The organism is Shinella kummerowiae (assembly GCF_009827055.1).
Classification (GTDB): domain Bacteria; phylum Pseudomonadota; class Alphaproteobacteria; order Rhizobiales; family Rhizobiaceae; genus Shinella; species Shinella kummerowiae.
In genome coordinates this window covers 410,204-430,789 of record NZ_WUMK01000006.1, presented here as the reverse complement: position 1 = coordinate 430,789, position 20,586 = coordinate 410,204, and the positions used below count along the sequence as shown (strand labels likewise).

Sequence of the window (20,586 nt, the reverse complement as noted above, 5' to 3'; positions counted from 1 at the left end):
TATATATCGCGGCCGCGAATTCAGCGGAAATCGGTGACCGCTGTGGTGAAGAGTTATCTTGACGCGAAATGCCTGTGTTTCGATATATGTGGTCCTGGTGCACAATAGTGCGCCGCACAATTATACGGCGAGGGCGCTTTATCCGCAATTCAAGGACCGGGACGGTGGATAGGGCCATCGACCTTTGTGTTGTTTGACAGGAGAAAGAAATGACCGAAACTACCCTTGGCGCCGGCGGCAGTCTGCTCGTGGAACTCACAGCCGAAATCGTCGCCGCCTATGTCGGCAACCATGTCGTGCCGGTGGCCGACCTGCCGGGCCTGATCGGTGATGTGCATGCCGCGCTCAACAACACGACGGCGCCCGCTGCCATTGTCGAGGCGCCGGTCGTTGCCGAGAAGCCGAAGCCGCCGGTACCGGTGCGCAAGTCCGTGCAGAACGACTACATCATCTGCCTGGAAGACGGCCAGAAGTTCAAGTCGCTGAAGCGCCACCTGATGACCCATTACGGCATGACCCCGGAAGAGTACCGCGAAAAGTGGGACCTGCCGGCCGATTACCCGATGGTCGCTCCGGCCTATGCCGAAGCCCGTTCGCGCCTTGCCAAGGAAATGGGCCTCGGCCAGCGCCGCAAGGCGAAGTAACCAGCGGATTTGATCCAGCGCATGAAAAGCCGGCCTCGCGAGGGGCCGGCTTTTTTCGTTCCGGGCGCGGATTCGCCGACGAATCGTAACCGGTCATGGCGTCGCCGGCCGGCTTTTTCGCAGTCAGGAAGAGGAAATAATGCCTAGATAGGGGATTATTGTCGTAAATTTATCAAGATATTCAAGGCTCGGTTGCAAGGAAATGCTTCCTTCATCCTCACTTGTGCTCTAGGGTGTATGAATAAATTCCTATAAACGGAGTGGCCAGTCATGCATCAGTTCATCGTTTCTCACCGACCGTCGCCCACGAAAACAGCGCCTCCCGCCGGCATGGCGCCGGAAACCAAGGGCCTGGAGCCGGAAGACGACGGGCCGCGCCTGCGGCGCAGGATGGATGGCCAGGCGGCGCCGATCGTGCTTCCGGCAGTCGCCTGCCGGATCGTGCGCCAGCTCGTGCTGGAAATGACGGCGATGGCGAGCGACCGGCCGCTCTGGCGCCGCGACAGCCGCCGCTCCACCTGCCATGTCCGGCAGATCGCCATGTATGTCTGCCATGTCGTGCTGCGCCTCTCGCAGGCCGATATCGGCGTTGCCTTCGGCCGCGACCGCACGACGGTCGGCCATGCCTGCAACCGGGTGGAGGACCGGCGCGACGACGTCGCCTTCGATGCCTTCGTTTCGGCAGTCGAGCGCGTCGTGCTGTCGGTTTTCGGTCCGGCGGGGATCGGCAGCCATGAGTGAGGGGGACGGGAAAGACGATGCGCTTGCGAGGCTCTTGCGCTTCGTGCTGACCGCCGGCGAGGCGAAGCTTGTCGACGGCGAGGGCCTGAGAGCCGCCGATGGCCGCAGGCAGCCGTTGGCGCCGGCGGTGCTGGCGCGGGCGCTCAGCCTCGGTCTCCTGCGTCGCGACGGGGCACGGCTGAGCCCGTTGCCGGAGGCGCGCGCCCATCTGAAACGCCGGCTTTGCGATGCGCAGACCCCCTTTGCCGGCCAGCATCGCGACATCACCGAGGTGACCGTGCTGTGTGACGGTGCGCGGGAGCGCGCCGTCGCCAACCGGTTGGAATCACCGCTGGCGAGCCTCGGGCGGCTGAAGGAGAAGTCGGGCGAGGCCTATCTGCCGGACGGCGCCTTCGCGGCCGGCGAGCGGCTGCATGCCGACTTCACCCGCGGCGGCCTGCAGCCGAAGATGACCATGTCGTGGGAGCCGCGTATCGCCAGCCGACAGAAGGGCGAGGCAGGCGCGGGGCGCGAACTGACCGACACGGCGCTTGCCGCAAGGCTGCGTGTCGCCCGCGCCATCGAGGCGATCGGGCCGGAGCTTTCCGGCGTCGCGCTCGATGTCTGCTGTTTCATGAAGGGGTTGGAGACGGTGGAGCGCGAGCGTCAATGGCCCGCCCGCTCGGCAAAGCTCATGCTGCGCGCCGCCTTGCTGGCACTTGCCCGCCACTACGCCCCGCCGGCAAAGACCACGCGGCGGAGCCACGTCTGGGGTGCGGACGGGTACCGGCCGGACCTTTTGCGCTGAACCCGCGCTGCAGGCGGTCAGGCCGCCACGCGCAGGGCGGCCTCTTCGCGGATGCGTTTGACCATCGAACGCAGGCCGTTGGCGCGCTGGGAGGAGAGGTGCTCGACGAGGCCGATCGCGTTGAAGGTATCGATGGCATCGAGGGCGGCGATCTCGGAGGCGCGTTTGCCGGAATAGATGGCGAGCACGATGGCGACGAGCCCGCGCACGATATGGGCGTCGGAATCGCCGTCGAAGGTCATCACCGGATCGGCGCCGCCATCGGTGTGGCTGACGAGCCAGACCTGGCTGGCGCAGCCCTGCACCTTGTTGGCGGCCGTGCGTTTGTCTTCGGGCAGATCCGGCAGCGCCTTGCCGAGCTCGATGACATAGCGGTAGCGGTCTTCCCATTCTTCGAGGAAGGCGAAGTCGTCGATGATCTGCTGCAGCGTGGCCATGGCATTCCGTCCTGAGCAAGTCCGGTGAACGTGCCAAGCGGCTTCATGTCCGGCGTTGCGTCATCCTGAGGGGATTACGGTCTTCATATAGGCGAGGGCGCCGGGGATTTGAACTGGAATCCGCAGCCACAAAAAGAAACGCCGTAGGGAACGTGTCCATACGGCGGTTGCAGGGCAACGAGTCAGGCAGGCAGTATTTCGGAAACTCTCAGCCCTTGTGGTCGGGGCGGCGGGTCGGGATGGCGACGGTGCCGGTGATGACCTCGTCGTCGGCATCGATCGCCGCGACATCCGGAAGCGGCTGGTCGAGCGCTTCGTCCTTGGCGGGATCGGCCTTGGCGACGGCAGCACCGTCTTCGGCAAACTGGGTATCGAGGAACTGGTAGGCGATGCGTGCACCTTCGCGGGCCCGGTGGCCGAGAGCGACGAAGGTTTCCGCGCCCTTCTGGCAGACGTCAGGCTTTTCCAGGCACATCGCCGTCATGTAGCCGATCGCCTCGCTGGCGGCGGAGAAGGTGTCGCCGAGTTCGACATTCGGCCCCTTCTCCAGTTTCGCGGAGGATTCCGCGTCGAGGAACGGGAGCAGGACGAGAACCATGGAGAACCAGAACGTTCCCTTGATCAGAAACCACATCGCTTGCCATCCTTGTTATCGGGCCTCGGCTCTTTGCGGCCTTCGGCTTGCTGGTCCTTGGCGAACCGTTGATGCGAGAATAGGGGGCGGAAGGAAATTCCCCTTTTCAAGAATCACTCAGGTTTTGCCCAGATTTAAGTAAAATGCGACCTATCTTCGACTTTACCGGCATTTGAGGCAGATTTTAGCGATTGCCGTTAAGGATGATGGCATCCGCCCTGGACCCAAGGCGCCGGAACGCCGGGAGATCGATTCGCAGCGATCTGCCCCAGAGGTTAATACGAACAGAAAAATGCCGCAAAATGAGGCGCTTACACCCCGTTAACCACGCCGGACGAATGGCCCGTGGATTGGCCCGAAATGGGACTTTTGGGGCTTTTTGGGCCGGTTTCGGGCCCCGTCGTTTATTGTTTCCTTAAGTCGCCGATGCGATTTTGGGCTCACACAAAAGAACATAAACGGCAGGGTTTTGCGTTGCGCCAATTGACCACCATCGCTGACAGAATGGCAGCCCGCCTGGGCGCCGTTGCGGGCGTTGCGGGCGTGGGCGCGACGGACGAGCGCCCGTCCGCGTCGTTGCGTGCCACGACGCTGGCGCTTCTTGCCGCCGTTCCCGGCCTGCCGCTCGCGCTTTCCGCCATCATGCCCGCTTCTGCCGCGCTGCCCGCCGGCGTGGCCGTCGTCGGCGCCGGCGCGCTGCTGGCCGCCGCCGCGACCGCGACGCGCCAGCCCAGGCCGATGAAGCCGAAGACCTTTGCCGAGGAGCTCGCCGCCACCGCGCCGGTCCAGACGTCCTCGCCTTATGATCTCTTTGCCGGCCTCGTGACGCTGCATGATGCGCGCGGTTTCGTCACCGCCGTGCACGGCCGCGACCGCGCCGACATGCTCGCCTGGATGCGCGACCCGATGGCGCGCGGCTACCTCGACCAGATCCACATCTCCGACCGGCTCGGTTTCCTCGCCGCGATCGATCGCCTGCGCCAGGGTGGGGTGCGCGAGACGGTGGACATCCGCATCGATCGCCCACGCCTGGAGGCGGATGCCGAGCAGTTCATGCATATGCGCGTGGAAATGACGGCGCTGCACGGTGCGGACGGCGCGCTTGCGGCCGTCGTCGCCCAGTCGCGCGACATGTCCGAAGAGGCACGGCTGAGAAGCGAAGGTGCGCGCAAGACGGCGGAGGCCGAATCGGCCAACGACGCCAAGACGCGTTTCCTGGCCGCCGTCAGCCATGAGCTGCGCACGCCGCTGAATGCCATCCTCGGCTTCTCCGATATCCTGACCGGCGAGTATTTCGGCAAGCTCGAGAACGACCGCCAGCGCGAATATGTCGCCCTGATCCACCAGTCGGGATCACACCTGCTGTCGGTGGTCAACACCATGCTGGACGTCTCGAAGATCGAGGCCGGCCGCTACGAACTCTTGACCGAGCCCTTCATCGTCGCCGACAGCGTGCGGGCCTGCGAGCAGATGCTCGGCCTCCAGGCGCGCGACAAGGGCATCAAGCTGACCAGCCGCGTCCCGCGCGCCATCGGCGAGGCGGTGGCCGACCAGCGGGCGATCCAGCAGATCCTGATCAACCTCGTCGGCAATGCGATCAAGTTCACCGACCGCGGCGGCATCGTCACCATCGATGCGGCGCGGGAAGGCAAGGACCTGTTGCTGACGGTCAGCGATACGGGCATCGGCATTCCGGCCGACAAGCTCGCGCTCATCGGCCAGCCCTTCATGCAGGTGCAGAACGAATATACCCGCAAATACGAAGGCACAGGGCTTGGCCTGTCGCTCGTCAAGGGTCTCGTGGCGCTGCATGGCGGCAGCTTCGTCATCCAGAGCCGGCCGGGCGAGGGCACGGTCATCACCATCCGCGTGCCGGCGGACGGGTCGGGCGTCCTGCACGAGGACGAGCACCGGCTGACCACGGCATCCACCGTCGATTTCCCGCCGCGCCTTGCGGCAGGCAGCGAGACCGTTTACGAGCCGTCGCTCGATGGCAAGGACACGACCCATGAACGCGCACGTCAGAAAACAGCCTGAGCGGCGGCCGCAAGGCCAGGCCCGCAAGGGCGGTTCCGGCAAGCGTGCCGCAGCACCGCCGCCGCGCCGGCCGAACGTCGTCATCACCGGGCTTGTCGCGCTCGGAGGGCTTGCCGCGCGCCATCCGGCCACCGTCGGCGGCACCTGCGCCTTCCTCGTCGTGTTCTCCTTCGTGGCGGCCAATGCGCTGTGGTATCAGCCGGGCGGCCATCCAGCCCCGTTCCTCAAGATGCGCGCGGCCGACAATTCGCTGGGCTTCACCGCGACGAAACCCGAGCCGCATGACCAGACGACCTTCGTCATCGAGCGGCTGGAAGAGGGCGAGGAACTGCCTGAGGTCACCGACGTAATGCCCGGCGAGCGGCCCTTCGACGAGGTGGCCAAGGTCATCGAGAAGCAGCCGGCGACGGCAAGCGAGGCGAAACAGGACGAGGCCGACCCGGTCGCCGCGGCGATCATGGAAGCCGAGGCCGATCCGGCCGTCACCTCCGCGGTGGCAAAACCGGCGCCGAGCGACCTGGTGATGAAGATCCAGAAGGGGCTGAGCAACATCGCCTATACGGATATCGCGGTGGACGGCCTCATCGGTGAAAAGACCCGCCTGGCGATCCGCCATTTTGAGAAGCATTACCGTCTTCCGGTGACCGGCGAGCCGAACACGCAGGTGCTCGCCAAGCTGAAGGATATCGGCGCGCTGTAAGGTGCGCATGCGACCAAAGTCGTACGACTGCGGCGCGCGCATCTACCGGTTGTTTTTAAAGGAAGCATTAACCATGCCTGCCGGATAATCCTCCGATTGCCGGGAGGATTGTCGAGCCATGTCCAATGCTGCCTTGCGTGAGTTTGCTAATACATTTGAAGACGAAGCACCGGCCGATGCGGAGGCGCTGCGCCGGGTCGTCGGCGGGTTGGCGGCCGAGGCTTCGGATCTCGGCCTGCATCTGGTCGATATTGCCGGCTCCATTCAGGACACGGCCGCGCAATCGCGTGAGCATGCCGGCCTCTTTACCCGCCTGACCCAGTCGGCGACGGCCATTGCCAGCACCAATGGCGACATTGCCCGTGCGCTCGGAGAGACCGACCAACTGGCCGCGAGCGCCCGCAAGGTGCTCGGCGAACAGGCGGTGCAGCTCGACGGCTCGATTGCCGCGATCGACCATATGGTGACGGCCTCCAACGAGATCGGCACCGAGATTGCCGCCTTTTCCAGGGCGCTGGCAGATGTCGGCCGGCTCGCCGATGCGATCGGCACCATCGCGCGGCAGACCAACCTTCTGGCACTGAATGCCGCAATCGAGGCGGCGCGTGCGGGCGAGGCGGGCAAGGGATTTGCCGTGGTTGCGACGGAGGTGCGCGCGCTGTCGCTGGAAACCTCCAGCACGACCGCCTCGATCCAGAAGACCTTGCAGGAACTGCGCGCACGCATCGACCGGCTGGAGGCGGCGGGCGAGGGCGCGCGCGTTTCGGCCGAGGGCGTGAAGGCAACGGCGTCGGACGTGCAGGGCTCGTTTGCCGGCGTGGAGACGGTCATGTCGAAAATCCTCGACAGCGCCTCCTCGCTCGCCGCCACGACGGGTGCCGTCGACAAGCAATGCAGCGAATTCGCCCGGTCGATCGGTGCTGCCTCGACGGAGATCATCCGTTCCAACGCGGTGCTGCAGAAGGCCTCCGGCAAGGTCGGCGAGGTGGTGACTATTTCCGAGCGCATCATCCAGGCGACGGCGAGTGCGGGCATCGAGACGCCGGACAGCCCCTATATCCGCCTGGTCCAGGACTTGGGTGACGCGGTCTCTGCCCGCTTCACCGCGGCCGTGCTGAGCGGCGAGATCGGCATGGAGGCGCTGTTCGACCGGCAGTATCGGCCGATCCCCGGCACCGACCCGGTGCAGATGATGACGCGCTTCACCGACTTCACCGACCGCGTGCTGCCGGCAATCCAGGAGCCGGCCGCCACGCGCGACGAGCGCATCGCCTTCTGCGCGGCGGTGGACGAGAACGGCTACCTGCCGACGCACAACCGCAAATTCTCCGAGCCGCAGCGGCCGGGCGATCCGGCGTGGAACACCGCGAACTGCCGCAACCGCCGCATCTTCGACGACCGGGTGGGGCTGGCCGCCGGCCGCAATAAAGAGCCGTTTCTCCTCCAGACCTATCGCCGCGACATGGGCGGCGGGCAGTTCGTGCTGATGAAGGACATCTCCGCCCCCATTACCGTCAATGGCCGGCACTGGGGCGGGCTGCGGTTGGCGATCCGCCTATAGGTCTAGCGATTGCCCCGGCGCGCGGTGCGGTGTATGCCGCGACCATGCGCCTTCGCACCGATATCTTCGTCTCCGCCCTGATGCGCCGCGTCTTTGCCCGTGGCGATTTCGCGGCTGTCGAGGCGAAGGGCGCGGAGGAGGCGGGTGCGGTGTTCGTGCGGCAGGTTTTTCGCGACGGTTCGGAGAGCCTGCATGCCCCGGCGCCGCAGAGTTTCTTCGAGGCGGAGGAGAGCGACCGGCGGCTGTTCGAGACGCGGCTGGACCGCGTGGAGGCAAGCGCCGTCGGCGCGGCGATCGACCGGGAGCGGCGCTTCGACAGCGACCTCTGGGTGCTGACCGTCGAGACCGACGATCTTGGCGACCTGATGGATTTCGGCACGGCCGAACCGAAGGATGACGGCTTCTTCCGCCGTTAACCCTCTGCACGGATTGGACGATGACGGCCGCAATTGAAACGGATTGTTTGCCGATAGGATTTTAAGACGTGATGACGTCAATGATGGACGCCCGACAAGAATGACCAAATATGACATCAAGGTCGACATGACGTCGACGCTCCTTGCCAAACAGGCAAACAGCCAGTGGATCCTCGCGCCCGGCGTTTCGATCGCCACCAAGGGCACGGCCGTCGATGCCTCCGGCCTCTATGCGGGTCGCTCGCTGGTGTTCGACGGCAGGGTCAGCTCCTCCGCCGGAAACGGCGTGGTTCTGGGCGCCTCCGCAACCCAGGCGAATGCCGGCGATGTCACCATCAAGGCGAACGGCGTCGTTTCCGCCAAGCTGATCGGCCTGATGGCGAGTGGCGCGGACCTGATCCTTACCAATCTCGGCACGCTGTCCGGCGGCACCTATGCCGGTGTCTTTACCGGCGAAGGCCTGAATTTCACCAACCGCGGCTCCGTGCTGTCGAGCGGCGCCGGTGTCAAGGCGAAGGGTGACGATGCGCTCGTCACCAACCATGGCACGGTGAAAAGCGTCGGCGATGCGGTGATCGCCTCGGGCGTGAAGACGATCGTCACCAATTACGGGCTCATCCGCTCGACGGCGGATGACGGCATTCGCAGCGTCGGCCTGAAGGCCATCGTGACCAACAGCGGCACGATCGATGCCAAGCTCGACGCGATCACGGTGACCGGCGCGAACGCCATCATCACCAACAACGGCAAGATCCTTTCGCGCGGCGACGAGGGCATTGTCGTGACGGGCGCCAACCTCGTCATGTCGAACAACGGCACGATCACGGCCGCCCGGGATGCCGTGCGGCTGGATGGTGCAAACGCCAACTTTGCCAACCACAAGACGATCACCTCGACGTCCGGGGATGGCATCGACGTCGGCGGTGCGGCCGCGCAGATCACCAACAACGGTACCCTGAAGGGCGCGTCCGGCATCTATATCGACGGCGCGAATGCCACTCTGACCAACAACGGCTCCGTCACAGCGACCTCGGGTGTCGCGGTTTCCCTGCTCGGCAGCGGCAAGAACGTCTTTTCCAACAACGGGTCGCTGACGGCCGAAAGCCTGGCGCTGAAGGGCGGCAACGGCATCGAGGCCATCACCAACAATGGCACGATCCGTGGCCATGTCTCTCTCGGCGCCGGCAACGACATTTTTGACACACGCGGCGGCAAGGTGATCGGCTGGGTGGCGGGCGGCAAGGGCAACGACACCTATCTCGTCGCCGACGCGGCCCTGAAGCTCGTGGAAAAGGCTGGCGAGGGGACCGACACGGTCCAGTCGTCGGTGAGTTACAAGCTCGGCGCCAATCTCGAAAAGCTCATCCTGCTCGGCACCGCCGACATGCGCGGCACCGGCAATGAGCTGGACAATGTGATCATCGGCAACAGCGGCGGCAACATCCTCTCCGGTGGGGCCGGCAACGACATCCTCGATGGCCGCAAGGGCAACGACACGCTCATCGGCGGCAGCGGGGCGGATGTCTTCCTCTTCTCCAAGGGCTCGGGCAAGGACAGCGTGACGGATTTTGCGCCGGGCACGGACCGCGTCGATTTCTCCGGCCTTGCGGACATCACCAGCTTTGCCGACCTCGTGAAGAACCATGCGGTGCAGAGCGGCGACGACGTGCTGATCCGCGCCGGCAACGATGTGCTGACGCTGAAGCATGTCGATCTCTCCGATCTGTCGAAGGGCGACTTCCTGTTCTGACCGTCCTGTTCCTGCGGGAACAGCCGGCGGGCGGCCGACATGGGAAAAGGGAGGCACAGGCAACGGCCTGTGAACCCTTGGAGAAACACCCATGTTTATCGTGCTGCCTGCCCTTGCACTGCTGATTTCGGGAATGTTCGTCGTGACCATGCTGGCCGCGCTCTCCGCCGAGCGCAACGAAGGCGCGACGGTTCGCCTGCCGGCCAAGCGCCGGATTTTCTAACGGAACCGGATTTCAACCGGCGGCGCGTTGCCGTTTCGTCACGGAGGACCTGTCATGGTGATCCTGCCCATTCGCCTGCGCGTCGTCGCCATTGGCCGCCTTCGGCAGGCCATCGCCGTTCGTGTAGCTGTCCGCCCGCTGCCAGCTTTCGACCCGGAGGACAGCCTCGGCGGGGTCTAGCGTCGACAACAACTCTGCCGCGCCGCCCGCGGCAAGATGCGGATAAATCTTTCCCAGAACGAAAACGCCATCGGCTTCGGGCACGTCGAGCGCCACCAGCGTTTCGGCAAGCTGTCGTCCGGACACATCGAGCAGGATGCGCTCCGAAAGCCATTGGCTGGAGGCGAGCGCATCGGCGAGCGTCACCGCCAGCATGCCGATTTCCCCGCCGCGCGCAAAGCGCACGAACAGCGCCTGATGCATCTCGGTTGCCGGTTCGAGCCCGGCGGGCGCTTCGGTGGCCGGCGTTGCGGCGCGAACGAGGGCGCGCAGCTCGTCGCGAATCTCCTCTTCCCGCTCCAGCCTTGCCGCTTCCCTGAGCGCCGCCTCGCGGTCGTCCCCGGTGCGGCGGCTTGCATGGTCCTGGTGGGTGCCGACCAGCGCCTCGACGATGGCGGGCGAAAGATCGTCGCGCTTGCCGATGGCGCGGGCGTGCTCGGGACCGGCCGCCCGCAGGATGCGCATCAGTGTCGCATCGGGAATGGCCTTCGCGCCCATGAGGAAAATCGCGGCGATGCCGATCGGCTGGCGGGCGATGAAGAGGGCGGTGTCATCGGGGATCTGCGGGCAGCGCGACAGGGCGGCGACGGCCTGCCGGCGCGCTTCCTCGCTCGACGCGTCATAGAGAGGCTCAAACAGTTCGCCGAACTGATGAAGATCCGACCTTGACGGAAGACGCAGGCTCTCGAAGCTGGAAACCGTGGCCATCAAGACGATGTCCTTCGGCCGCCCCGCCTGCGGTCTCTCCAATTCGCGAAACCTGTCCGCCACAAAACACCCGTCATCCCCGGACCGGCAGCCCCTTGCCGATCCCCATTGTCGTTCATGAAAAATAGAGGAAAAGCGTTAGCGAGCCGTTAACCTTGCTCGCGCGGAAACCGCAATGTTTACAAAGCGCTGCCGCGGGAGTTGCAGAATGTGCATGCGCCGTTGCGTGCCGCATCGGGACGCCGCTGTCGCGGGCACCTGTGCCGTAGGGAACTGCGCGCGTGCGGTCTTCAGGCTAGTGTTAACAGCATGTTAACTCGATAGTCGTTAGTTTTAGGGACATGGATCGGCTCGTCTAATTCGATAGACGTGGTATGATTCGGGTATTGGAACGGCGGTCCGCCAGAGGGCGCCGCCGGGTCGATGGGAAAGGTGCGATGGTCCGGATACCGGGCGGTCCAGGACAATTTCTCGTGAATGGGAAACTTTTGGACTCGTATCGCCGTTTTCCCCCTGTATGCGACTGGGATGACATCAGCTCATGTCGCAGCCGGGTGACGACGGAACCGGATGCACCGGCCCGGAAACGGGCAGGGTGAGATTGTAGGAGTACTTCATCCGTCTCGATTCTTCTTTTGGAGGCGAGAATGGCAGACGTAGTACGATTGAAGGAATGGCTCGCGCGAACGACGAGACGCGACACCATTCGCCGCGAGGCCCCGGCCCAGGTGCTTCTGTTCACCGGCGTGCGCTATGAGCGCCTGACACCGGCCATGCTGGCCGCACGCAGCAAGACGGTGAAGAAAAACACGCAGGATACAGCCCGCCGGCCCTGATCGTCATCGATCGGGCGTGGCAGGTGTTTGCCCTGCTGCCGCGTGATCGGTTGTCGTCGTATTTTCGAGCGCACAACAACGGTCACCGGTGCGCAATCTCTCTAATTCCACGATGCTTGCGAAGGCGCTTGCCGGCGACATCCGGCCGGAAGGCTCCTACGCGGCCGGTTGCATGGGATGACACGCCGTTTTTAGCCTAATCGGCGGTAAAGGCTTCGCAACTGGCATCCGCGAGAAAGGCGGTTGCCGCTTCCTGGCGGCTACGCGTGGGCACGAAGGTGCGCAGCACCGCATAGCCTTCCTCGCCGCGCATTTCGACCAGGATCGACTGTTCCAGCTCCTGCGGCACCGCCTTGCGGATGCCGATGAGCTGGATGGGCGTTGCGACCAGCGTGTCGAGCGCGCCGCTGACCGAGGTGCGGTCGTTCATGCTGAACACCTCGTTGGAGGCTCCGTCATAGACGACGAGCGACCAGAAGGGCACGTCGCCCGCCGCGAAAAGACGGATCGGGCCATTTTCCACCGAGAAGGTGCAGACGGCGGTCTTCATGGCCGGATCGTCGTTGATCGGCGCCAGCGTGTCGCTGGTATTGGCGAGCGGGAAGAAGCGGTTCGTCTCGCCGAAACTCTGCACGCGCGTATAGGCGTCGCGGCCGGTAAAGCTCGGCAGGGAGAGAATGATGACGATGTGCAGAAGGGCCGCACCGACGAGGCCGACGGCGATGGCATAGAGGAGGTTACGCATCGGCACAGTCCAGCCGGGTGATGCCGGGCATGGCGAGGTCGATGACGCCGGAGCTGCCGGCGGTCGGCGTGTCGAGCAGGGTCATGACCAGCAGGAACGGCGCCCTGCCTTCCGGCACGGCAAGCCAGTTGCCGGGCGTGGCCGCTGCGGCGATGCGGATCGAAAAACTGCTGTCGGCGCTGCGCAGCACCGACCAGGCGTTGATGCCAGTCGGCAGGCCGGGCAGGGTGCCCGGCAGCGGGTTGCCGTTGCGGTCGGCCGCATGCAGCGTCCAGAGGCGGGCGGGCGGCGTGATGCCCTTGATCTCATAGCGGCAGTTTTCGACAAGCGAGCGGTTCTCGCTGTCCGTCGCTGCGGTGAAGGTGAGGCCTTCGGCGCCGCCGAGCAGCAGCTTGCCGTCGCGTGCGCGGTGGGCCTTCGCGTAGGGGTCGGCGTCGATCGTCTGCGCGGTTGGGAAGGCGGTCCAGGGGCCGAGCGCGATGGCGCCGAAGCCGACCGTCGCCCGCAGCGCATAGATCGAACTCAGGATACCGAGCCCGAAGGCGACGGCGAGCGCTGTGGCGATGACGAGGGGTGTACGGAACAAGGGCAATCGACCGTTGGAATCAGCTTCTGGTTACTCTGTCCGGTTCGGTCGAGCCCCGTCAAGCGCGGCCACGCGGCCGTCCGCCTTCAGTGGCTTGGCCTCATTGAACTGGCGGGTGATGTCCTTCAAGAGCTTGGTGACATCGGCCGAGAGCGAGCGGGGACGCACCAGCGCCGGCAACGGGTTTTCGTCGCCCGTTGTCGCGGCGACCTCGGTCGCCTTCGTGCCGTCCGGCAGCGGGTTCTCGATACCGGGAATGGGTTTCAGCTCGATGCCCTGGTGGGCATAATCCATCAGGCGCTTGAAGGTCATGGCAGGCAGCGAGCCGCCGGTCATGTTGTTGGTCGAGGTGTAGTCGTCGTTGCCGAACCAGACGGCGGCGGTGTAGTTGCCGGTGAAGCCGACATACCAGGCGTCGCGATAGGCCTGGGTGGTGCCCGTCTTGCCGCCGGAGACGATGCCGCGGTCGAGCGCGCCGCGCCGCGCCGTACCGCTCACCGGAATGGTGACGAAAATGCGGTTCATCGACGAATCCGCCTGCTCGGACAGGATGCGTTTGGCCGGCGGTTCGTCGCGGCCGAAATCGTAGAGGATGTCGCCGTCGTAATTGAGCATCTGGCTGATGCCGTGGCGGCGCGACTGCAGACCGCCGGCGGGGAAGACGGCATAGGCCGTCGCCTGGTCGAGCACGGTGACTTCCGAGGTGCCGAGCGGCATGGTCTTGTCGGTGCGCAGCGGCGTTTCGACGCCCATTTCCTTGGCGATTTCCGCGATGCGCTTGGTGCCGAGCTTGTCCTTGGCAAGGCGCACCGGCACGGTGTTGATGGACTTCGCCATCGCCGTCATCAGCGTCACGCGGCCCGCGAAACTGCGGCCATAGTTCTGCGGCGACCAGCCGCCCCAGCTGATCGGCGCATCGACGATGGTCGTCTCGGGCGTCATGCCGGATTCCATGGCGGCGGCATAGGTATAGGCCTTGAAGGACGAGCCCGGCTGGCGCAGCGCCCGTGTCGCGCGGTTGAACTGGCTCTCGCCATAATCACGCCCGCCGACCATGGCGCGCACGGCGCCGCCGTTCTCGATCATCGCCAGCGCACCCTGCTTGACGCGGTAGCTCTCGCCGTACTGGCGCAGGCCGCTTTCCACGGCCTCTTCTGCGGCGGCCTGCAGGCCCATGTCGATGGTCGTGCGGACGATCAGCGAATGCTGGGCGAAGGGTTTTGCGATGCGCTGCACCTCCTCGAAGGCCCAGTCGAGGAAGAAGTCGGGCGCGGTCTTCTCGTTGCGGTCGATGATGGTGGCGGGGTTGCGCCGGGCGGCGATCACCTGGCCCTCGGTCATCAGCCCGCCCTGCACGAGATTGGTCAGCACCTCGTTGGCGCGGGCGCGGGCGGCCGGCAGGTTGACGTGGGGCGCATAGCGCGCCGGCGCCTTGAACAGGCCGGCGAGCATGGCGGATTCGGCAAGGTTCACATCCGTGACGTTCTTGCCGAAATAGAACTGCGCCGCCGCCGCCGCGCCGAACGTGCCGCCGCCCATATAGGCGCGGTCGAGATAGAGGCGCAGGATCTCCTTCTTGGAGAGGTTCGCTTCCAGCCAGAGGGCGAGGAAGGCCTCCTTGATCTTGCGCTCGAGGGTGCGCTCGTTCGACAGGAACAGGTTTTTCGCGAGCTGCTGGGTGAGCGTCGAGCCGCCCTGCACCACGCCGCCGGCGCGCGCATTCTCGTTCATGGCGCGGGCAAGGCCGAGGAAATCGATGCCGAAATGGCTGAAGAAGCGGCGGTCTTCCGTGGCGAGCACCGCCTTGATGAGGTGATCGGGCAGTTCGTCGATCGGCGCGGAATCCTCGTGGATGATGCCGCGATGGCCGATCTCGTTGCCGTAGCGGTCGAGGAAGGTGACGGCGAAATCGCTCTGTGCGCGCCAGTTGCCCTTGGTTTCCTCGAAGGCTGGCAGCGCCAGCGCCAAGAGCAGCACGAAACCGGCGGTGCCGAGGTTCATGCCTTCGCCGGCGACCTCGAAGACGGCCTTTTTCCAGCCTTTTGCGTGGAAGCGGCGGGAGAAGATGGTGATCTCCTCCCAGATTTCGGCCAGGCGGAAGCCGGCGTTCCAGACCGTGGAGTCGATCCAGGAATCGATGCGCAGAAGAAAATGCCGCTTGCGGCGGCGGGGCTTCGTCGATTTTTGGTCGTCGTCTTCCACGATCGCGGACCTCTTGGCGGGGGCCACAACCTGCCCGCATTCGGTTAACGTCCTGTCACCACCGCTTTATTCGGGGACGATATCAGTCTTTTGACGGCGATAGAACGGAATTTGCGGGAAAGGGTTAGCGGCCATGGCCCTTGACCTTTGGCCCCGAGGGGTTCAGGGGTCGGGCATGATGAGCAACAATGCGGAAAAGCCCGGCGATCTGCCGTTCTGGAAGACGAAGACGCTTGCCGAAATGAACGACGCGGAGTGGGAGAGCCTGTGCGACGGCTGCGGGCTCTGTTGTCTCAACAAGCTGGAAGACTGGGACACGGGCGAAATCGCCTGGACCTCGATCCGCTGCGTGCTGCTCGACGGCGAGAGCTGTCGATGCTCGGACTACGAAAACCGGCAGGCGACCGTGCCCGACTGTATCCGGCTGACGGTGGAGAGCGTCGAGAAGATCAGCTGGCTGCCGCCGACCTGCGGCTACCGGCTGGTGCGCGATGGCCACGACCTCTACTGGTGGCACCCGCTGGTTTCCGGTGACCCGGAAACCGTGCACCAGGCCGGCATTTCGGCGCGCGGGCGCACGATCAGCGAAGAGGGTATCGATACGGACGACTACGAGGACTATCTCGTGACCTGGCCGCTGGAAGTGGGCGAGGGGAAATAGGGCGGCGTCAGTTCAGGCGGCTGGCGGCCAGCTTCTTGGGCGCCACGTTGCGCCAGGCGGTGCCGATCAGGTCGCGCACGCGCTCGTCGTCCGCGCCGTCGAAATAGACCGACGTCCAGCCCTTGAGGCCCCAGCCGCCCGGCACCGGCGCACACAGACCGGGATCGGTTTCGACCACCATGGCCTGCTGGCCGGGCGTCAACTTCAGGACCGCACGGCCCGGCTGCGGCAACGACATGAAAATCTTCTCGCCCACCCGGAAGTCGCGCTTGCCAAAATGCGCGCTCTCCCGCGCTTCCGGCATGCCGAGCGCAATCGCGATGAGATCGTTTGATTTCATGGGGTGGAGGGTAGCACAATGGCGGCAAAACAGAAAGCAGAGGTGGTGCGGAGGTGCATAGGCGCTGCCCGGGTCGGCCGCCTCGGATCACAATATCACGACGTCTATGACGGTGTTTGTCCGGGCTCGCGCCTGATGGTGCTGAATCCATGCCCATTTCATGTGCTGGACGGCCCGCGTGGCGCCGGACATGTCGATCCCGGCGGGCGGGCTTCGAATGGGTTCAACGGATTGGCTGAATGGATGTATCATCGCGTAGAGGCGAAAGCTTTCGATAGGGTCTCCGTTTTCGCCAAGCGTGGTTTCCACCGGCTTGACGTCGTAGAATTCAATGATGTCGATCGGGACTTCCTGAGAGCCAATTCGGACTCTACCGTGATGACATAGCGGGTCTTCGCGGTCTGTTCCCGGTATCATGACGAAGATGTCCGGCTCTTCTTTCAGGGTCGCGCTGCAATACCAGCCTTCTCCTTCGATTTTATACCGACCCAGCAAGGGGTGTTGCACGCGCGCTGGTGTGAAACTCCGGGCGTAGGATGACAATTGTTCGTTCAAAGCCACCAGACTAGGGCGGGGGTCTCGCCAGTTTTCGTGCAACTTTCCGACGGCGCGACAATTGTATCGTGCGGCCCGTTCCACCTTACCTGCAGTCCAGGCCTTCAGATATGTCTGCATGGTGAAACGAATGAAGTCCGCAAGGCCTTCGACGTCGTCTTCCGTCAGGTCCATGACGGCGGGGTGATGAATGTCGCTGAAGTTGATCTGTTCGATGGCCAGGTTCATCTGCAAATCCAAAGGAAAAGCAAACGTCCTGACGATCCGGGACCTTTGCGCGGGAACCACGTTCATCCATCGCCAGATGCAGAAGTTGAGGTGGATTCCGTGGAGTGTGAGCACGCCCATATCGAGCCGCGGAGCCATGTCATTATGCCAGGGCAGATCATTTTTCGGCAGGTCCCAAGGCGCAGGAGACCTCGACCACGTGTCGTGAAGAAAAAGGCGCGCCCTCCTACCCGGCACTGCCCAATCGGAACACTGCGGTCTCGAATCCGTCGGCCTTAGCGTGGTGGGTGAAATCTCCTTCATGGCGGCACGAAGGATTTCCGCGGGCGTTGGGGTGGGGCTCATGTCTGGTCTTCGCTCGGCGACGGATCGATGATTTCCTTGTAAGCCGCGATGATAAAGATTCAGTGCTTTGGGACGGGTGCACAAAAATAGGAAAATAGTCCTTGACGGCGTCGCGGTGGTTTGATAGGGTTATGGCATAGTCGGAAAGGTGCGGCCAACAGCGTTGCTGGATTTTCCTGAGGTTGGGCCATTCGTGGGCGTGCCCGACGGCTGAATGATAGGAATTTATTGACAGGTGCTCGGCTCTTCGGTCCGGGCGCCTTTTCTTTTGCGGGTTTTGCCATGGATGCGGTGACGATCGATATCGGGCTTTTCGGCGTCTCGCCGGAGCCGGCGGTTTATGACGGGCTGGCGGGGCGGCGGGCCGTGTTTTCGGGCGGGGCCGCGCTGGTGCTTGATACCAAGGCGCAGGCGCCGCTCGACCCGTTCCTCGACATGCAGGCGATGCTGCTGGAGATGACGAAGGAGCTGCGCGAGCGGTTCCAGCGCTTCCAGAGCCAGAAGGCGCTGGCCGAGCGGGATGCGGACGCGGCCGAGGACGATGCATCGCGCAAGGTGGCGCAGACCGACGCCAAGGCGGCGATCGAGGCGGTGTCGCTGATCGTGCGCACGCTGGAAAAGATCGACAGCCTGCAGCGCACGCTGATCAACGAATGGGCCGAGGCGGAAGCCGCGCGCGGCGAGCCGGAGGATGCGGCGGCGCTAGCGGACGAGTTCGAGCGGCTGGTCGAGGCACGGGTGAAGGAACGGTTGCATGCCGCCAAACAAGACTGGATGCGGGAAAACGGGCCTGGCGGCGAAGTTGCCGCCCGTGCGGAAAGCGGGCCGTAACCAGCGACGGGCCGCCGAGCAGCTTGAGCAGAAGATCAAGGCGATTGTTGCGACAGCGGCTGTGGAATTCGCAGGGATCGATGAACGGCGGGGCTGGACGGACTTGCAAGAGAAAGCCGATGCGCTGGAAGCCGGGCTTGGCAGCCGGGGTGTTGACCCTGCTGGCGGCGATGGCCCCTCATCCCCCTGCCGGGACCTTCTCCCCGCAGGCGGGGAGAAGGGGGGCGTGGAAACGCCTGAGACACCTTCAGCGTCGATCGATGGAGAGGGGTTTCGGGCCTGCGCATCGGCAATTGCTGGCGGCGACGAGGCTGGCGAGCGGCGGGAAACGGTGGCGCGGGTGTTGCCGACGACCCGCTCCGGCCTGAACCGCTGGCACTTCCAAAGCCGGCTGGCGCAGATGCCGCCGCCCGGCGACTGGCGGGTGTGGCTGCTGATGGGTGGGCGCGGTTCCGGCAAGACGCGGGCCGGCGCGGAATGGGTGCATGCGCTGGCTCTGGCGCGGCCGGATAGCCGCATCGCGCTGGTGGCGGAAACGCTTGGCGATGCGCGTGAGGTGATGATCGACGGCGTTTCGGGCATCTGCCGGATTGCCGGGCGGTCGCGGCCGGACTTCGAGGCATCGCGCCGGAGGCTGGTCTGGCCGAACGGATCGATCGGACAGATATTTTCATCCGAAGACCCGGAAAGCCTGCGCGGACCACAATTCCATCTCGCCTGGTGCGACGAGGTCGGCAAATGGAAACATGCGCAGGAGACCTGGGACATGCTGCAGTTCGGCCTGCGCCTGGGCGACGATCCGCGTGTGCTGGTGACGACGACGCCGCGACCGGTGCCGCTGCTGCGGGCGCTGGCGGACGATCCGCGCACGCAAGTGCGGCGCATCAGCACGGCGGACAATGCGAAAAACCTGTCGCCCGGCTTCCTGACCGCCATGGCCGACCGCTACGGCGGCACGCGGCTCGGCCGGCAGGAACTGGATGGCGAACTGATTGCCGATCGCGAGGACGCACTCTGGAACCGGGCGCGGCTGGAGGCGATCCGGCTGAAAAGCCTGGGGCCGCTGTCGCGCATCGTCGTGGCGGTCGACCCGCCGGCGACGGCATCCGCGGCTTCGGTCTGCGGCATCGTCGTGGCGGGCATGGACGAAAGCGGGCGCGGCGTGGTTCTGGCCGACTGTTCGGTGACGGGCGCCAGCCCGGCGGGCTGGGCGAGTGCTGTGGTGCGCGCCTTCAAGCGGTTCGATGCCGACCGTGTGGTCGCCGAGGTGAACCAGGGCGGCGACATGGTGACGGCGATGCTGAAAAGCATCGATGCCAACCTGCCGGTTTCGACGGTACGGGCAACGCGCGGCAAATACCTGCGCGCCGAGCCGGTGGCGGCCCTCTACGAGCAGGGGCGGGTGGGGCATGCGGGCGCTTTTCCCGAACTGGAAGACCAGATGTGCGACTTCGGGCCGGATGGGCTTTCCGCCGGCCGCTCGCCGGACCGGCTCGACGCGCTCGTCTGGGCGCTGACGGCGCTGGTGCTCGACCGACAGGGCGAACCGCGGGTGCGGGGGATTTGAGGCGAGCCGAGGGTTGGATTCGACACCCGCTTGCATTTTCTGGATGCATTCTGGCGCATTCTGTGGTTGATTGCGTGAATGCTGAAGTGCGGTACCCGCTTCAGCCGTTCCAGGCATCTGCAGGCAGTTCAAAAAGTCTCCAACCGGCGCGCCATCAGGCCTCGCCGATGGCTGTGTCGTGGCCGAAAACAGGCCAGGGAGGGTGGAATGGGTATCAACAGGACGTTTTTCTTCAATCAGGTGCGTTCGGTTCTTTTTGATGGAAGCCTGAAGCAATCCCAGGTCGACGGGCTGACCGCGATCCTCGACAAGTGGGAAGGCGAAATGCCGGACGCGGATGACCGCTGGCTCGCCTATATGCTGGGCACCGCGCATCACGAAACCGGCCGCACCATGCAGGCCGTGCGCGAAACCTTCGCCAGCACCGACGACAAGGCCATCGCCATTCTGGACAAGGCCTTCAATGCGGGCAAGCTGCCATGGGTATCCACACCCTATTGGCACAAGGACAGCAAGGGCAGGAGCTGGCTCGGGCGCGGATTGGTGCAACTGACCCACAAGTCGAACTACGAGAAGATGTCGACGGCACTTGGCATCGATCTTGTTGCTAATCCGACGCTGGCAATGGATCTCCAGACCGCCGTTGCGATCATGTTCACGGGCATGATCAACGGCAGTTTCACCGGCAAGAAACTGAGCAGTCACTTTTCGGCTACGAAGGAAGAGTGGAGGAATGCGCGGCGCATCATAAACGGGCTTGAGAGGGCGGATCTCGTCGCCAGCTATGCCAAAAGCTATTACGGCGCCATCAGCTATACGACGGGGGATTGACG

Annotated in this window: 22 protein-coding genes; 14 read left to right on the top strand and 8 right to left on the bottom strand. The window is 64.6% G+C overall.

The features are described from left to right. Window positions 1–209: 209 nt before the first annotated feature. The 3 genes from GR138_RS18190 to GR138_RS18180 all read left to right on the top strand — a co-directional run bounded on the left by GR138_RS18190 (window position 210) and on the right by GR138_RS18180 (window position 2,172). Window positions 210–644, top strand: coding sequence for a Ros/MucR family transcriptional regulator (locus GR138_RS18190; RefSeq protein WP_160860665.1), 435 nt, complete (start codon window positions 210–212; stop codon window positions 642–644). 270 nt (window positions 645–914) lie between these two features. Next, window positions 915–1,385, top strand: a complete 471-nt coding sequence (locus GR138_RS30620) for a helix-turn-helix domain-containing protein (protein WP_246200549.1) — start codon at window positions 915–917, stop codon at window positions 1,383–1,385. Continuing rightward, entirely contained in the window at window positions 1,378–2,172 is a 795-nt protein-coding gene (locus tag GR138_RS18180; protein WP_160860664.1) for a DUF6456 domain-containing protein, read from the top strand. The genes GR138_RS30620 and GR138_RS18180 overlap by 8 nt, the downstream gene beginning before the upstream one ends. Before the next feature lie 17 nt (window positions 2,173–2,189). On the opposite strand, the gene GR138_RS18175 is transcribed toward GR138_RS18180, so the two are convergent. Continuing rightward, window positions 2,190–2,609: a SufE family protein gene (locus GR138_RS18175; RefSeq protein ID WP_160860663.1), complete on the bottom strand. Its 420-nt coding sequence runs from the start codon at window positions 2,607–2,609 to the stop codon at window positions 2,190–2,192. Window positions 2,610–2,817: 208 nt separating this feature from the next. Beyond that, complete coding sequence (locus tag GR138_RS18170; protein ID WP_160860662.1) at window positions 2,818–3,243, bottom strand: DUF5330 domain-containing protein; 426 nt, start codon at window positions 3,241–3,243, stop codon at window positions 2,818–2,820. Window positions 3,244–3,747: 504 nt separating this feature from the next. Between GR138_RS18170 and GR138_RS18165 the strand changes: the two genes are divergently transcribed. The 6 genes from GR138_RS18165 (at window position 3,748) to GR138_RS30830 (ending at window position 9,930) form a co-directional block, all read left to right on the top strand. Beyond that, entirely contained in the window at window positions 3,748–5,280 is a 1,533-nt protein-coding gene (locus tag GR138_RS18165) for a sensor histidine kinase (RefSeq protein WP_160860661.1), read from the top strand. After that, window positions 5,252–5,980, top strand: coding sequence for a peptidoglycan-binding domain-containing protein (locus tag GR138_RS18160; protein WP_160860660.1), 729 nt, complete (start codon window positions 5,252–5,254; stop codon window positions 5,978–5,980). Before GR138_RS18165 ends, GR138_RS18160 begins: the two co-directional genes overlap by 29 nt. A gap of 118 nt (window positions 5,981–6,098) precedes the next feature. Further along, a complete protein-coding gene (locus GR138_RS18155) occupies window positions 6,099–7,541 on the top strand; it encodes a methyl-accepting chemotaxis protein (protein ID WP_160860659.1) in 1,443 nt (480 codons plus the stop codon). A 44-nt stretch (window positions 7,542–7,585) separates the two neighbouring features. Further along, window positions 7,586–7,957: a DUF1491 family protein gene (locus GR138_RS18150; protein WP_160860658.1), complete on the top strand. Its 372-nt coding sequence runs from the start codon at window positions 7,586–7,588 to the stop codon at window positions 7,955–7,957. Window positions 7,958–8,057: 100 nt separating this feature from the next. After that, complete coding sequence (locus tag GR138_RS18145) at window positions 8,058–9,707, top strand: calcium-binding protein (protein WP_160860657.1); 1,650 nt, start codon at window positions 8,058–8,060, stop codon at window positions 9,705–9,707. 91 nt (window positions 9,708–9,798) lie between these two features. After that, entirely contained in the window at window positions 9,799–9,930 is a 132-nt protein-coding gene (locus tag GR138_RS30830) for a hypothetical protein (protein ID WP_276508797.1), read from the top strand. A gap of 12 nt (window positions 9,931–9,942) precedes the next feature. Here GR138_RS30830 and GR138_RS18140 read toward each other — a convergent pair whose 3' ends face one another. Then, complete coding sequence (locus GR138_RS18140) at window positions 9,943–10,857, bottom strand: hypothetical protein (protein ID WP_160860656.1); 915 nt, start codon at window positions 10,855–10,857, stop codon at window positions 9,943–9,945. A 647-nt stretch (window positions 10,858–11,504) separates the two neighbouring features. Here GR138_RS18140 and GR138_RS30310 point away from each other — a divergent pair. Continuing rightward, window positions 11,505–11,693 carry a hypothetical protein gene (locus GR138_RS30310; protein ID WP_202402719.1) on the top strand — a complete coding sequence of 63 codons (189 nt, stop codon included), beginning with the start codon at window positions 11,505–11,507 and terminating at the stop codon, window positions 11,691–11,693. Window positions 11,694–11,889: 196 nt separating this feature from the next. Here GR138_RS30310 and GR138_RS18135 read toward each other — a convergent pair whose 3' ends face one another. Genes GR138_RS18135 through GR138_RS18125 form a run of 3 tightly spaced genes read right to left on the bottom strand, consistent with a single transcriptional unit; the run spans window position 11,890 to window position 15,226 of the window. Then, window positions 11,890–12,438, bottom strand: a complete 549-nt coding sequence (locus GR138_RS18135; protein WP_160860655.1) for a DUF1254 domain-containing protein — start codon at window positions 12,436–12,438, stop codon at window positions 11,890–11,892. Further along, a complete protein-coding gene (locus GR138_RS18130) occupies window positions 12,431–13,024 on the bottom strand; it encodes a DUF1214 domain-containing protein (protein ID WP_160860654.1) in 594 nt (197 codons plus the stop codon). Before GR138_RS18130 ends, GR138_RS18135 begins: the two co-directional genes overlap by 8 nt. Window positions 13,025–13,054: 30 nt before the next feature. Further along, complete coding sequence (locus tag GR138_RS18125) at window positions 13,055–15,226, bottom strand: PBP1A family penicillin-binding protein (RefSeq protein WP_160860653.1); 2,172 nt, start codon at window positions 15,224–15,226, stop codon at window positions 13,055–13,057. Between the two features lie 178 nt (window positions 15,227–15,404). Here GR138_RS18125 and GR138_RS18120 point away from each other — a divergent pair, with 178 nt between their 5' ends. Beyond that, window positions 15,405–15,887 carry a YcgN family cysteine cluster protein gene (locus tag GR138_RS18120; RefSeq protein WP_420853670.1) on the top strand — a complete coding sequence of 161 codons (483 nt, stop codon included), beginning with the start codon at window positions 15,405–15,407 and terminating at the stop codon, window positions 15,885–15,887. Between the two features lie 7 nt (window positions 15,888–15,894). Here the strand turns inward: GR138_RS18120 and GR138_RS18115 are convergent, their stop codons facing one another. Together GR138_RS18115 and GR138_RS18110 are read right to left on the bottom strand one after the other, a co-directional pair. Continuing rightward, the gene (locus tag GR138_RS18115; RefSeq protein ID WP_160860651.1) at window positions 15,895–16,227 is read right to left on the bottom strand and encodes an MmcQ/YjbR family DNA-binding protein; all 333 of its coding nucleotides are present in this window, start codon (window positions 16,225–16,227) and stop codon (window positions 15,895–15,897) included. 87 nt (window positions 16,228–16,314) lie between these two features. Beyond that, window positions 16,315–17,148: a hypothetical protein gene (locus tag GR138_RS18110; protein ID WP_210253453.1), complete on the bottom strand. Its 834-nt coding sequence runs from the start codon at window positions 17,146–17,148 to the stop codon at window positions 16,315–16,317. 489 nt (window positions 17,149–17,637) lie between these two features. Here GR138_RS18110 and GR138_RS18105 point away from each other — a divergent pair, with 489 nt between their 5' ends. The 3 genes from GR138_RS18105 to GR138_RS18095 all read left to right on the top strand — a co-directional run bounded on the left by GR138_RS18105 (window position 17,638) and on the right by GR138_RS18095 (window position 20,584). Beyond that, the gene (locus GR138_RS18105) at window positions 17,638–18,186 is read left to right on the top strand and encodes a hypothetical protein (RefSeq protein WP_160860649.1); all 549 of its coding nucleotides are present in this window, start codon (window positions 17,638–17,640) and stop codon (window positions 18,184–18,186) included. Between the two features lie 340 nt (window positions 18,187–18,526). Continuing rightward, entirely contained in the window at window positions 18,527–19,753 is a 1,227-nt protein-coding gene (locus GR138_RS18100; protein ID WP_338091116.1) for a DNA-packaging protein, read from the top strand. Between the two features lie 207 nt (window positions 19,754–19,960). Continuing rightward, window positions 19,961–20,584 carry a glycoside hydrolase family 19 protein gene (locus tag GR138_RS18095; RefSeq protein WP_160860647.1) on the top strand — a complete coding sequence of 208 codons (624 nt, stop codon included), beginning with the start codon at window positions 19,961–19,963 and terminating at the stop codon, window positions 20,582–20,584. Window positions 20,585–20,586 lie beyond the last annotated feature (2 nt).